The organism is Streptomyces sp. NPDC025273 (genome assembly GCF_040638585.1).
In the GTDB taxonomy this organism is placed as follows: domain Bacteria; phylum Actinomycetota; class Actinomycetes; order Streptomycetales; family Streptomycetaceae; genus Streptomyces; species Streptomyces cinereorectus.
Genome location: NZ_JBEZYP010000018.1, coordinates 83231 through 95837, shown reverse-complemented (window position 1 = coordinate 95837; position 12607 = coordinate 83231). Strand labels below are relative to the sequence as shown.

The window sequence follows — 12607 nt, the reverse complement described above, 5'->3', positions numbered from 1 at the left end:
CTGCGACGTCTTGCAGGGCTGATGTCAGCGGGTGGCGAGGATCCGCTCGATGACGACCGCCACACCGTCCTCGTTGTTGGTGAGGGTCACGCCGGACGCGGCGGCGCGCGCGGCCGGATGGGCGTTGCCCATCGCGAACGAGGCCCCGGCCCACTCCAGCATCTCCACATCGTTGGGCATGTCCCCGAAGGCGACCACCTCGGCCTGCGCGATGCCGCGCTCCGCGCAACAGGCGGCGAGCGTGCCGGCCTTGGAGACGCCCTGGCCGCTGATCTCCAGCAGGGCCGTGGGGCTGGAGCGGGTGAACGAGGCCCGGTGCGCCGCCGCCTCGCCGGCCAGCGCGAGGAAGGCGTCCGGCGCCAGTTCGGGGTGGTGGGCGAGCACCTTCAGGACCGGGGCGCCGGTGCCGGGTACCTCCTCGTGGAGCAGCTTCTCCGCGAGGGCGACGGTGGCTCCTGGGTCCATGTGGAAGGGCGGGTAGGCCGGCTCGTAGTGGATGCCCGTGGTCAGCTCCACGGCGAACGACGTGCCCGGGGCGACCTCGCGCAGGACCCGGACGACGTCCAGGGCGGCGGCGCGCTCCAGCGGGTGGACCTCGATCAGCCGCCCGTCCGCCCGCAGATCGGCGACGGCGGCCCCGTTCGCGCAGATCGCCATGCCGTGGCCGTGGACATGGTCGCTGACGACGTCCATCCAGCGGGCGGGCCGGCCGGTGACGAAGAAGACCTCGATGCCCGCGCCCTCGGCAGCCGCGAGGGCGGCGATCGTACGGTCGGACAGGGTCTTGTCGTCACGCAGCAGCGTGCCGTCCAGGTCGGTGGCGATCAGCCGGGTCACGGCGGGGAGAGGCGAGTCGGTAGCTGAGGTCACCCCGCCATTCTCCCGTACGGGGGTGCACGGTCGTGCGCAGGGGCGCACATCTGAGATCGCGAGCCCCTGAACTGCGGTACGTGACGTCGGCATATGACGAAGGCCCATCGGTGGTGAATCCGGCCCGGGCGCGGCCCGGACGGTCAGCCGAGCTGCGTAAGGCCTTCGGTGGCGATCCGTTCGAAGACCTTGTCGGACATGGCGAAATCGGAGTCCGGCACCGGCCAGTGGACGACGATCTCGGTGAACCCGAGTGCGAAGTGTGTCCCCGCGAAGTCCACGAACGCGTCGAACGAGCGCAGCGGACGGCCTGGGGTGAAGCCGGTGAGGAGGATCTTGTCCAGCTCCGAGACATCCCGGCCGACCGCCTCACCGGCTGCGCCGAGCCGGGAGATCTGCCCGCGGACGGCCTCCACGGACTGGTCCGGCGTCCCGGACTCGTACAGCTTCGGATCGCCCGTGGTCACCCACGCCTGTCCGTACCGCGCGGCCAGTCCCATCCCGCGCGGCCCGGTCGCGGCGATCGCGAACGGCAGCCGGGGGCGCTGCACGCAGCCGGGGATGTTCCGGGCCTCGTTGGCCGCGTAGAACCGTCCTTCATGCGTCACGGACGGCTCCGTGAGCAGCCGGTCGAGCAGCGGGACGAACTCGTCGAAGTGGTCGGCGCGCTCCCGTGGGGTCCACGGCTCCTCGTCGCTCCGGCGCAGCGTCGTGGCGTCGATTCCGCTTCCTCCGGCGCCGATGCCGAGCGTGATCCGTCCGGCGGATACGTCGTCCAGGGTGATGAGGTCCTTGGCGAGCGTCACGGGGTGCCTGAAGTTGGGCGAGGTGACGAGGGTGCCCAGACGCAGCCGCTCGGTGGCGGCAGCGGCGGCTGTCAGCGTCGGGACCGCCCCGAACCAGGGCCCGTCACGGAAGGTCCGCCAGGCCAGATGGTCGTACGTGTACGCCGCGTGGAAACCCAGCTCCTCGGCGCGGACCCACGGGGCCCGGCCACCGTCGTGCCAGCGGCGGACGGGCAGGATCAGGGTGCTCAGGCGGCGAGAGGACGACATGGCGAAGACTCTACGGTGATGCTTCCGGGACGGCCGCCGGGGCGGGCACGGATGCGCTGAGCCGCGGCAGACCTACCGCGGCAGGCGGAGGAAGCCCGGCGGCACGGAACCGGTGAGCCACACACCGTTGGCCGTGACATGGAAGAGGTGCCCCGCCCGGTGCATGGCGCCCGCGTCGACGGACAGGACGACGGGGGCACCGCGGCGGGCGCCGACGCGGGTGGCCGTCCCGCGATCGGGCGACAGATGAACGTGGTGCCGGGCCATGGGCCGCAGCCCCTCGGTGCGGATCGCGCCGAGGGCCCGGGCCACCGTCCCGTGGTAGAGGTACGCGGGCGGCTCGGCCGGTGGCAGACCGAGGTCGATCGTGACGGTGTGGCCCTGGTTCGCGCGGATGCGGTCGCCGGCCACGGCGAAGCGCTGCTTGTCGTTGGCTGCGACGACGTGGTCGAGCTCCGCCCGGGAGACGGCGAAGCCGTGCCGGGCGCAGGCCCGCAGCAGCTCGTCGACAGGCACCCAGCCATGGGCGTCGAGGCTGATGCCGATGCGGTCCGGCTGGTGCCGCAGGTGCTTCGAGAGGTACTTGGACACCTTCACGGTGCGGTGTGCGTCCATCACGTCAGAGTGCCCGCGGAGCGATTCGCGGCGCACCCGGTTTTTGTCGGAAGTTCTCGGTACTCACCACACTCCCTAGGTTTGATCCACAGCCAACTTGTGTTATCCACAGGCAATTTGGCGATTCTGTGGACAAGTGACGGGCGGTTGGCACCCTTTGGGTAACTAGCCTCCCGTGAAAGCGATATGTGCGCTTCGGGAGTAACGTCGTTGCGCGGCAGCTGTGTTCGTGGACGGACACCTTCACCAGGTGACTCCTACGCCGAACACTCCCTTGATGCACGGCGGGTGCCGGCGCCGTGGAGTCATATGGGGTCGTGTCATGCGGAGTTGTGGGCGGACGCGTGTGGACGGGGTCAACCCGGCTCCGCTCGCCCGGCTTAGAGGCCCGTCGCGGGGAACTCCGCCGCTCGTTCAGAGTGGTGGCTTCAACCGGGCGATCCCGCGTGACAGCCCGGGGCTGATGCGGGACAGCAGCCTGGAGCCGCGGGCCTCCGCGGTCACGGCGACCACCGCGCGGTTGTGCACCACGGCGCTCAGAATCGCGTCAGCCACTTTCTCCGGTGGGTAGTTACGGAGTGCGTACAGACGGCCCGCGCGCTTCCGTAGGCGTGCCTGCTCCGCTTCGTCGGCCCCGGCGAAGCGCGCCGTCGAGGTGATACCGGTGGTGACGATGCCCGGGCACATCGCGGTGACACCGATCGACTTCTCGGCCAGTTCCGCCCGCAGGCATTCGCTGAGCATCAGGACGGCGGCCTTGGACGTGCTGTACGCGGGCAGTGCGCGTGACGGCTGATAGGCGGCTGCCGAGGCGATGTTGACGATATGACCGCCCTGATCCCGGTCGGCCATCTGCCTGCCGAAGAGGCGACAGCCGTGGATGACCCCCCAGAGATTGACGTCGAGGACGTTCCGCCAGTCCTCGCTCGTCGTCTCCAGGAAGGAACCGGACAGCCCTGTACCGGCGTTGTTCACCAGGACGTCGACCACGCCGTACTCCGAGGCGACCTTCTCCGCCAGCTTCTCCATCGCCTGTTCGTCGCCGACGTCGGCCGCCTCGCTCCACGCCGCAGCCGCGCCGATCAGGCGGGCCGTGTCCGCCGTCCGGGCCGCGCCTTCGCCGTCCCGGTCCACCGCCACGACCCGGGCCCCGGCGCGGGCGAAGGCGAGCGTGGTGGCCCGTCCGATGCCGGCGGCGGCGCCCGTCACGAGGACCAGCCGGCCACCGAAGCGATCCGCGTGGGCACCCGTGGCCACGGTGTCCCGCACACGCGGGCCGTCCGGAGCGGACTCCGCCTCGCACGCGGAGACGAACTCGCCGATCCAGGCGGACAGCTGATCCGGTCTGGTACGCGGCACCCAGTGCCTGGCCGGCAGCGTACGACGTACCAACTGCGGAACCCAGGAGTCCAGTTCGTCGTAGAGCGTTTCCGACAGGAAGACATCGCCGGTCGGCGTGATCAGCTGGACCGGCACATGGGCGGAGGCGTCGGCGCGCGGCCTGCGCAGGCGGGCCCGGACGTTGTCACGGTAGAGCCAGGCCCCGTGGGTCGCGTCCCGCGGAAGTGAGGTCGTCGGATACCCGTCCGCGGGCACCTTCTCCAAGCGCTGGAGTATCCGGGGCCACTGCCTGCCGAGCGGCCCGCGCCAGGCCAGCTCCGGCAGCACCGGTGTGTGCAGCGCGTACACGTACCAGGACTTGGCTCCCTGGCCGAGCAACTGCCCCAGCCCGCGCGGACTCGGGTGGGACATCCGCTGCCTGATCCAGTGTCCGAAGTGATCCAGGGACGGTCCCGACATCGAGGTGAACGAGGCGATCCGGCCCTTCGTCCGCTCGACCGTGGCGAACTCCCAGGACTGGACGGAACCCCAGTCGTGCCCCACCACATGGACCGGCCGGTCGGGGCTCACCGCGTCCACGACGGCCAGGAAGTCATCCGTCAGCTTCTCCAGCGTGAAGCCGCCACGCAGCGGTCTGGGGGCCGTCGACCGGCCGTGTCCCCGCACGTCGTACAGCACCACGTGCCACCGCTCCGCCAGCCGGTGGGCGACCTCGGACCAGACCTCCTTGCTGTCCGGATATCCGTGCACCAGCACGACCGTCGGCCGCGTCGGGTCGCCCGACTCGGCGACGCACAGATCGATCCCGCCCGTACGTACCCAGCGCTCACGCGCGCCTCGCAGATTCACGGTCCCCCCTCGTCCGGTGTCCCGGCACGGCAGTACGTGTCCGTCACGTGACACCGACGAATCTGGCAACCCCCGGCGGCTGCGTCAAGGGATGCCCCGCTCCTGTGGACAACGCCGTGCGAACACCGGTGCGGGCACCCTGGGGGAGCCCGCGTGAACGACTCCGGGTGGCCGGCTTCGCCGGTTTCGGGTCATCCCCCGTGGGGTCCCCCTACGGGTCCGTACGCCTGGAGTCGGACGCGTATACAGCCGTCTGGTCTGACGACTCCCGTGGCGCGCACCACTACCGTCGAGGACGTGACTGTGATCGCGACCGAAAGCCTGAGCAAGCGGTTCCCCCGGGTGACCGCGCTTGACCGGCTCTCCTTGGACATCGGACCGGGCGTAACCGGCCTGGTGGGTTCCAACGGGGCCGGCAAGTCCACGTTGATCAAGATCCTGCTGGGTCTGTCCCCCGCCACCGAGGGCCGGGCCGCGGTGCTCGGACTGGACGTCGCCACCGAAGGCGCCGCGATCCGGGAGCGCGTCGGGTACATGCCCGAGCACGACTGCCTGCCGCCCGATGTCTCGGCGACCGAATTCGTCGTCCACATGGCGCGGATGTCCGGGCTGCCGCCGACGGCCGCGCGCGAGCGCACCGCCGACACGCTGCGCCACGTCGGTCTGTACGAGGAGCGCTACCGCCCCATCGGCGGCTACTCGACGGGTATGAAGCAGCGGGTGAAGCTGGCACAGGCACTGGTCCACGACCCGCAGCTGGTCCTCCTCGACGAGCCGACCAACGGCCTGGACCCGGTCGGCCGCGACGAGATGCTCGGCCTGATCCGCCGCGTCCACACCGACTTCGGCATCTCGGTGCTGGTCACCTCGCACCTCCTGGGCGAGCTGGAGCGCACCTGTGACCACGTCGTCGTCATCGACGGCGGCTCGCTGCTGCGCTCCAGCTCCACCAGCGACTTCACCCAGATCACCACGACCCTGGCGGTCGAGGTCACCGACAGCGACGACCACCCCGACGGCACGGACGCCCTGCGCCGGGCGCTCACCGGGGCCGGGGTCAAGCTCGTCGGACTCGACGGCCTCGATGCCGAGGGTCTGCCCGGTGCCGGACACATCCTCCTGGTGGAGGCCACGGGCGAGGAGACGTACGACCTGGTCCGCGACAGTGTCGCCGGGCTCGGACTCGGTCTCGTCCGGATGGAACAGCGACGCCACCACATCGCCGAGGTCTTCCGCACCGAAGAGGCACCACAGGCAGTCGTGGCCACGGCAGCCGGCGCCCGAGAGCAGAAGGAGAGCGGTCGCGATGAGCACTGAGACCGGGACCGTCACCGGGAGCGACACCTCCCGGATCCACAACATCGGGTACCGCTCCTACGACGGTGCCCGACTGGGCCGGGCCTACGCCCGCCGTTCGCTCTTCTCGCAGTCGCTGCGCGGCTCGTTCGGACTGGGCCGGTCCGCCAAGTCCAAGGTGCTGCCGATGCTGCTGTGCGGGGTGATGTGCCTGGTGGCACTGATCCTCGTCGCGGTGGCCATGGCCACCCCGAGCATGACGAAACTGCCCATCAAGTACACGGCCTTCGCGATCTACCTGCAGGCCGTGATCGGGCTCTTCATCGCTTCCCAGGCACCGCAGTCCGTGTCCAGGGACCTGCGCTTCAAGAGCGTGCCGCTGTACTTCTCACGGCCGATCGAGCGCCTCGACTACGTGGTCGCCAAGTTCGCGGCCATGGCGACGGCGCTCCTCATCCTCACCGGGTTGCCGCTCGTCATCCTCTACGCGGGCGCGCTGCTCGCCGAGTTCGACTTCGCCGACCAGACGAAGGGGTTCGGGCAGGGGATGGTTTCGGTGGCGCTGCTCTCCGTGCTGTTCGCCGGCCTCGGACTGGTGGTGGCCGCACTGACCCCGCGCCGCGGCTTCGGTGTCGCCGCGGTGATCGCCGTCCTGACCATCACGTACGGCGCGGTCTCCACCGTCCAGGCGATCGCCTGGCAGTCGGGATCGGGCGGAGCCATCACCTGGCTGGGACTGTTCTCCCCGATCACGCTGATCGACGGAGTGCAGACCGCGTTCCTCGGTGCCACGTCGTCCTTCCCCGGCGGTGAGGGCCCGGGCGCCGCTGCCGGAGTGGCCTATCTGATCGTTGTTCTCGCGCTCGTCGCCGGCTCGTACGCCGTACTGATGCGCCGCTACCGGAGGGTCGGGCTGTGACCACCATCGAGATCGACCACACCTCGCGCTGGTTCGGCAACGTGGTCGCCGTCAACGACGTGAGCATGACCGTGGGACCGGGGGTCACGGGGCTGCTGGGGCCCAACGGCGCCGGGAAGTCCACGTTGATCAACATGATGGCCGGCTTTCTCGCCCCGTCGACGGGGAAGGTCACCCTGGACGGTACGCAGATCTGGCGCAACGAGGCGGTCTACAAGGCCATCGGGATCGTGCCGGAGCGGGAGGGCATGTACGACTTCCTGACCGGCCGCGAGTTCGTCGTGGCCAACGCCGAGCTGCACGGGCTGGGGGACGCCGCCGCTCACAAGGCACTGGCCACGGTCGAGATGGAGTACGCCCAGGACCGTAAGATCTCCACGTACAGCAAGGGCATGCGCCAGCGCGTGAAGATGGCATCGGCACTGGTCCATGACCCTTCCGTGCTGCTCCTGGACGAGCCTTTCAACGGTATGGACCCACGCCAGCGGATGCAGCTGATGGAGCTGCTGCGCCGGATGGGGGCGGAGGGCCGCACGGTCCTGTTCTCCTCCCACATCCTGGAGGAGGTCGAGCAGCTCGCCTCGCACATCGAGGTGATCGTGGCGGGACGGCACGCCGCTTCCGGCGACTTCCGCAAGATCCGCCGGCTCATGACGGACCGGCCGCACCGCTATCTCGTGCGGTCCAGCGACGACCGGGCCCTCGCAGCCGCGCTCATCGCCGACCCGTCGACGGCGGGGATCGAGGTCGACCTGACCGAACGGGCCCTGCGTATCCAGGCCGTCGACTTCGGCCGCTTCACCACCCTGCTGCCGAAGGTGGCACGCGAACACGGCATCCGGCTGCTGACCGTTTCACCGTCCGACGAGTCCCTCGAATCGGTCTTTTCCTATCTCGTAGCGGCCTGAGTAGTGGCCTGAAAGGAGCTGTGAAGCGTCATGTACGACCCCACAGTCGCCCGGCTCACCTACCGGGCCCTGCTCGGCCGGCGCCGGGCCGCCATCCTGTTCGTCCTGCCCGTGCTGCTGGTGGTCATCGCCGTGGCGGTACGGGCGTTCGCCGGGGCCGATGACCAGGTCGCCTCCGGGGTGCTGGGCGGTTTCGCCATCGCCACCATGGTGCCGCTGATCGGCGTCATCGCGGGCACGGGCGCCATCGGTCCGGAGATCGACGACGGTTCGATCGTCTACCTGCTGGCCAAGCCGGTGAAGCGGCCGACGATCATCTTCACCAAGCTGATCGTCGCGATCGCCGTGACGATGCTCTTCTCGGCGCTGCCGACGTTCGTCGCGGGCATGATCCTCAACGGCAACGGCGGCCAGATCGCCGTGGCCTACACGATCGCTGCGCTGGTCGCCTCGATCGCGTACAGCGCGCTGTTCCTGCTGCTCGGCACGGTCAGCCGGCACGCGGTGGTGTTCGGCCTGGTGTACGCCCTGGTGTGGGAGGCGCTCTTCGGCAGCCTGGTGCCGGGGGCCAGGACGCTCAGCGTGCAGCAGTGGTCCCTGTCGGTTGCCGAGAAAGTCGCCGGGGACGGTCTGGTGACCTCGGACGTCGGTCTGCCACTCGCGACGATCCTACTGGCCGGAGTCACGGTCGCCGCCACCTGGTACGCGGGCCAGAAGCTGCGCGCGCTGAAGCTCGCGGGCGAGGAGTGAGGCCCGCTCCGTTGACCTGAGCTCGTACAACCCCCGTCCGGCGGAAGGGGGTTGTACTCCTCGGGCCACGGAACGGGTGGCCCCGGGACGGCACCCCCGGGCAGAGTGAGGGAGAGGGCGCACACGGCCACGGCGCCCACGAAGTCCGGGAGAGGAGCGTGGCGATGACCGGCAGGCCGAGTCCGTCGAGCTCCCGTCGGGGTGGTCCGCGGCCGGTGCCGCAGTAGCCTCAGGAAGCGGACCGTCGGCCCACGCCCTACGCGCGTGCGGCCGTCCGGAGCAGCTCCTCCAGAACCACCGCGATGCCGTCGTGCTCGTTCGACGCGGTGATCTCGTGCGCCACGGCCTTCAGGTCGTCGTGCGCGTTGGCCATGGCGACACCGTGCCGCGCCCAGCCGAACATCGGGATGTCGTTCGGCATGTCGCCGAAGGCCACGGTGTCCGCGGCCTTCAGCCCCAGACGGCGGGCGGCCAGCGAGAGACCGGTCGCCTTGCTCAGCCCCAGGGGCAGGATCTCGACGACTCCCGGGCCCGCCATGACGATGTCCACCAGGCTGCCGACGGCCTGGCGTGCGGCTTTCGCCAGCGCGTCGTCCCCGAGCTCCGGGTGCTGGATGTAGACCTTGTTCAGCGGAGCGGTCCACATCTCGGCGGGGTCGTCCACGATGAGGGCGGGCAGCGGCCCGTCCTGTACGCGGTATCCGGGCCCGACGAGCACCTCGCCCTCCAGGCCGTCACGGCTCGCGGCCAGCGCGAGCGGACCGACCTCCGCCTCGATCTTGGACAGTGCGAGGCCCGCGAGCTGCCGGTCCAGGGTCAGCGAGGTCAGCAGCTTGTGCTCGCCCGCGTGGTAGACCTGCGCACCCTGACCGCACACGGCGAGGCCGTCGTAGCCCAGGTCGTCCAGGACGTGCCGGGTCCAGGGCACCGCCCGTCCGGTGACGATGATGTGCGCCGCGCCGGCCGCGGTGACCGCTGCCAGCGCCTCACGCGTGCGCGCGGAGACCGTGCCGTCGTCACGCAGCAGCGTGCCGTCGAGGTCGGTCGCGACGAGCTTGTAGGGAAAGGAGACGGAGAGGCTCACCTGGAGACCGGCTCCAGGACCTCGCGGCCGCCCAGGTACGGACGCAGTACCTCGGGCACCCGCACGGAACCGTCGGCCAGCTGGTGGTTCTCCAGGATGGCCACGATCGTGCGCGGTACGGCGCAGAGCGTGCCGTTGAGCGTGGCGAGCGGCTGGACCTTCTTCCCGTCGCGCATACGCACGGAGAGCCGGCGTGCCTGGAAGCCGTCACAGTTGGAAGCGGACGTCAGCTCGCGGTACTTGCCCTGGGTCGGGATCCACGCCTCGCAGTCGAACTTCCGGGAGGCCGAGGCACCCAGGTCACCGGTGGCGACATCGATCACCTGGAACGGCAGCTCAAGACCGGTGAGCCACTGCTTCTCCCAGTCCAGGAGCCTGCGGTGCTCGGCCTCGGCGTCGGCCGGGTCGACGTACGAGAACATCTCGACCTTGTCGAACTGGTGGACGCGGAAGATGCCCCGGGTGTCCTTGCCGTACGTACCGGCCTCGCGGCGGAAGCACGGCGAGAAGCCCGCGTACCGCAGCGGCAGCTTGTCGGCGTCGAGGATCTCGTCCATGTGGTAGGCCGCGAGCGGGACCTCGGAGGTGCCGACCAGGTAGTAGTCGTCCTTCTCCAGGTGGTACACGTTCTCCGCGGCCTGGCCGAGGAAGCCCGTTCCCTCCATGGCGCGCGGGCGGACCAGCGCGGGGGTCAGCATCGGGACGAAACCGGCCTCGGTGGCCTGCGCGATCGCCGCGTTGACCAGGGCGAGCTCCAGCAGCGCGCCGACACCCGTCAGGTAGTAGAAGCGCGACCCGGAGACCTTCGCGCCGCGCTCCATGTCGATGGCGCCGAGCGCCTCACCGAGCTCCAGGTGGTCCCTGGGTTCGAAGCCCTCCGCACCGAAGTCACGGATCGTGCCGTGCGTCTCCAGGACGACGAAGTCCTCCTCGCCGCCCACCGGCACGTCCTCGTGGACGATGTTGCCGAGCTGGAGCAGAAGCCGCTTGGCCTCGGCGTCGGCCTCGTCCTGTGCGGTGTCGGCCGCCCTGACCTCGGCCTTCAGCCGATCGGCCTTCTTGAGGAGCTCGGCGCGCTCCTCGGGGGTGGCCTTGGGGATCAGCTTCCCGAGCGACTTCTGCTCGGAGCGGAGTTCGTCGAAGCGGACGCCGGACGACCTGCGCAGCTCGTCGGCGGAGAGCAGGGCGTCGACGAGCGCGACGTCCTCTCCACGGGCGCGCTGGGAGGCGCGAACACGGTCGGGGTCCTCACGGAGCAGGCGAAGGTCAATCACCCCTCAAGGCTACCGGTGCGGGGATCCACCGCTCGAACCGATATCAACAAGCGCGTCGCTTTGCCCGAATTGCCGGAATTGGAATCCTGGTGGGGAATCATGGGCCGCACGAAGGCTGGGGTGTCCGGGTGTCGACAGCGGGGTCTCAATGCCCCGAAAGGGGAGCGAGTGCCCTCGTGTGCCTGACGCGTCGCCGGCCCCCAGGTGGCAGTTGGGTGTGGGCCGGGTCTTGTCCACAGGTGGTCGCGGATTGATTTAGTTATCCACAGGCTGTGAAGAAGATCTGTGGATCCCGGAAGGGATCGTTCCGAAAGCCGCATGACGGCTTATTGATTCACCACTCAAACCCGATCCGTGCACTCGTTCGGGTGGGAATTCCCCTCATTGTCGAGTGGATCAATGGAATTGTGGTGACGCGGGCATGGCTGTAGATCTTCGGGGGTCAGGGATCACGGGGGCCGATTTGTCGACCATGCGGCATTGCGGTGTCGACTTGTCCCCAGGTGGAGCGATGACTTGTGGATAACTCTGTGGGTAACGGAACCCTGGAACCCTGCAGGGAGGACGGTGCAGAGTTCGCCGGTCTCAGCGCCGAGCCCAGCCCTTCCAGCCGCCCGGCGGAGCAGTCCCGGGCCCCAGCGCGCACGCGCCCGCCCGGCGCGGATCGCGCGCCCAGGGTCCTTTCCGGGCCTTTACGCAGGTCAGACCCGACCGTCCTGGCTGCGTGCCAGCCAGTCCGACGCCTCGGTGAAGTCCTTGTCCGAGGTACCGGTGCGCAGGGCCCTCACCTCTTCAGGAGTCACCCCGGCCCGCGGGTACGAACCCAGGAAGCGCACCTTCGGGCAGATCCGCTTCAGCCCCATCAGTGCCTCCCCGACCCGGCGCTCCGCGATGTGGCCCTCCGCGTCCACGGCGAAGCAGTAGTTGCCGATGCCTTCCCCGGTGGGCCGTGACTGGATCAGCATCAGGTTCACCCCGCGTACGGCGAACTCCTGGAGCAGTTCGAGCAGCGCACCCGGGTGGTCGTCGCCGAGCCAGATGACGACGGACGTCTTGTCCGCACCGGTCGGTGCCGAGGGCCTGGCCGGGCGGCCCACCAGCACGAAGCGGGTCTGTGCGTTCTCCGCGTCGTGGATCTCCGTCACCAGCGGTTCCAGCCCGTAGGTCGCGGCCGCGAACTCTCCGGCGAAGGCGGCGTCGTAGCGACCCTCCTGGACCAGACGGGCACCGTCCGCGTTCGACGCGGCCGACTCCCACACCGCGTTCGGCAGATGGGCCGCCATCCAGTTGCGTACCTGCGGCTGGGCGGCGGGGTGCGCGGTGACGGTCTTGACGTCCGACAGCTTCGTCCCGGGGCGTACCAGCAGCGCGAACGTGATGGAGAGCAGCACCTCGCGATAGATCATCAGCGGTGCGCCGGAGGCCAGCTCGTCGAGCGTCGCCGTGATCCCGCCCTCGACGGAGTTCTCGATGGGGACGAGCGCCGCCGCCGCCTCCCCGTTGCGCACCGCGTCCAGTGCGGCCGGCACGGAGAGCATCGGCGCGAGCTCGCGGGTGGCGGCTTCCGGAAGGGTACGGAGGGCTACCTCGGTGAAGGTGCCTTCGGGGCCGAGATAGGCGTAGCGCGTGGCTGACATACGGTCACC

11 protein-coding genes are annotated in these 12607 nt (G+C 69.7%); 4 read left to right on the top strand and 7 right to left on the bottom strand.

Going from position 1 to position 12607, the window contains the following annotated elements; translation table 11 throughout:
• Positions 1 to 24 precede the first annotated feature (24 nt).
• The 4 genes from AB0F38_RS25765 to AB0F38_RS25750 all read right to left on the bottom strand — a co-directional run bounded on the left by AB0F38_RS25765 (position 25) and on the right by AB0F38_RS25750 (position 4730).
• A complete protein-coding gene (locus tag AB0F38_RS25765) occupies positions 25 to 870 on the bottom strand; it encodes a Cof-type HAD-IIB family hydrolase (protein ID WP_361897861.1) in 846 nt (281 codons plus the stop codon).
• Between the two features lie 143 nt (positions 871 to 1013).
• Positions 1014 to 1925 (bottom strand): LLM class flavin-dependent oxidoreductase, encoded by a 912-nt coding sequence (locus tag AB0F38_RS25760; RefSeq protein ID WP_361897858.1) that lies wholly within the window; start codon positions 1923 to 1925, stop codon positions 1014 to 1016.
• Positions 1926 to 1997: 72 nt separating this feature from the next.
• Positions 1998 to 2540: an RNA 2'-phosphotransferase gene (locus AB0F38_RS25755; protein WP_361897855.1), complete on the bottom strand. Its 543-nt coding sequence runs from the start codon at positions 2538 to 2540 to the stop codon at positions 1998 to 2000.
• Positions 2541 to 2954: 414 nt separating this feature from the next.
• Positions 2955 to 4730, bottom strand: coding sequence for an SDR family oxidoreductase (locus tag AB0F38_RS25750; protein WP_361897853.1), 1776 nt, complete (start codon positions 4728 to 4730; stop codon positions 2955 to 2957).
• Positions 4731 to 5033: 303 nt separating this feature from the next.
• On the opposite strand from AB0F38_RS25750, the gene AB0F38_RS25745 reads away from it, so the two are divergent.
• Genes AB0F38_RS25745 through AB0F38_RS25730 form a run of 4 tightly spaced genes read left to right on the top strand, consistent with a single transcriptional unit; the run spans position 5034 to position 8603 of the window.
• Complete coding sequence (locus tag AB0F38_RS25745) at positions 5034 to 6047, top strand: ABC transporter ATP-binding protein (protein ID WP_361897987.1); 1014 nt, start codon at positions 5034 to 5036, stop codon at positions 6045 to 6047.
• On the top strand, positions 6037 to 6945 hold the full coding sequence (locus AB0F38_RS25740; protein ID WP_361897850.1) for an ABC transporter permease: 909 nt from the start codon (positions 6037 to 6039) through the stop codon (positions 6943 to 6945). Before AB0F38_RS25745 ends, AB0F38_RS25740 begins: the two co-directional genes overlap by 11 nt.
• Positions 6942 to 7853, top strand: a complete 912-nt coding sequence (locus AB0F38_RS25735) for an ABC transporter ATP-binding protein (protein ID WP_361897847.1) — start codon at positions 6942 to 6944, stop codon at positions 7851 to 7853. The genes AB0F38_RS25740 and AB0F38_RS25735 overlap by 4 nt, the downstream gene beginning before the upstream one ends.
• A 30-nt stretch (positions 7854 to 7883) precedes the next feature.
• Positions 7884 to 8603: an ABC transporter permease gene (locus AB0F38_RS25730; protein ID WP_361897845.1), complete on the top strand. Its 720-nt coding sequence runs from the start codon at positions 7884 to 7886 to the stop codon at positions 8601 to 8603.
• Between the two features lie 256 nt (positions 8604 to 8859).
• On the opposite strand, the gene AB0F38_RS25725 is transcribed toward AB0F38_RS25730, so the two are convergent.
• The 3 genes from AB0F38_RS25725 to pheA form a co-directional block, all read right to left on the bottom strand.
• Complete coding sequence (locus tag AB0F38_RS25725) at positions 8860 to 9687, bottom strand: HAD-IIB family hydrolase (protein WP_361897842.1); 828 nt, start codon at positions 9685 to 9687, stop codon at positions 8860 to 8862.
• The gene (gene serS / locus AB0F38_RS25720; protein WP_361897838.1) at positions 9684 to 10961 is read right to left on the bottom strand and encodes a serine--tRNA ligase; all 1278 of its coding nucleotides are present in this window, start codon (positions 10959 to 10961) and stop codon (positions 9684 to 9686) included. The genes AB0F38_RS25725 and serS overlap by 4 nt, the downstream gene beginning before the upstream one ends.
• Positions 10962 to 11662: 701 nt before the next feature.
• Positions 11663 to 12598 carry a prephenate dehydratase gene (gene pheA / locus AB0F38_RS25715; RefSeq protein ID WP_361897835.1) on the bottom strand — a complete coding sequence of 312 codons (936 nt, stop codon included), beginning with the start codon at positions 12596 to 12598 and terminating at the stop codon, positions 11663 to 11665.
• Between the last annotated feature and the right edge of the window lie 9 nt (positions 12599 to 12607).

Bases quoted from the DNA above. Each gene is read 5' to 3' on its own strand.
- pheA (WP_361897835.1), bottom strand. From the start codon at position 12,598: ATGTCAGCCACGCGCTACGCCTATCTCGGCCCCGAAGGCACCTTCACC.
- AB0F38_RS25755 (WP_361897855.1), bottom strand. From the start codon at position 2,540: ATGGACGCACACCGCACCGTGAAGGTGTCCAAGTACCTCTCGAAGCAC.
- AB0F38_RS25730 (WP_361897845.1), top strand. From the start codon at position 7,884: ATGTACGACCCCACAGTCGCCCGGCTCACCTACCGGGCCCTGCTCGGC.
- AB0F38_RS25740 (WP_361897850.1), top strand. From the start codon at position 6,037: ATGAGCACTGAGACCGGGACCGTCACCGGGAGCGACACCTCCCGGATC.
- AB0F38_RS25760 (WP_361897858.1), bottom strand. From the start codon at position 1,925: ATGTCGTCCTCTCGCCGCCTGAGCACCCTGATCCTGCCCGTCCGCCGC.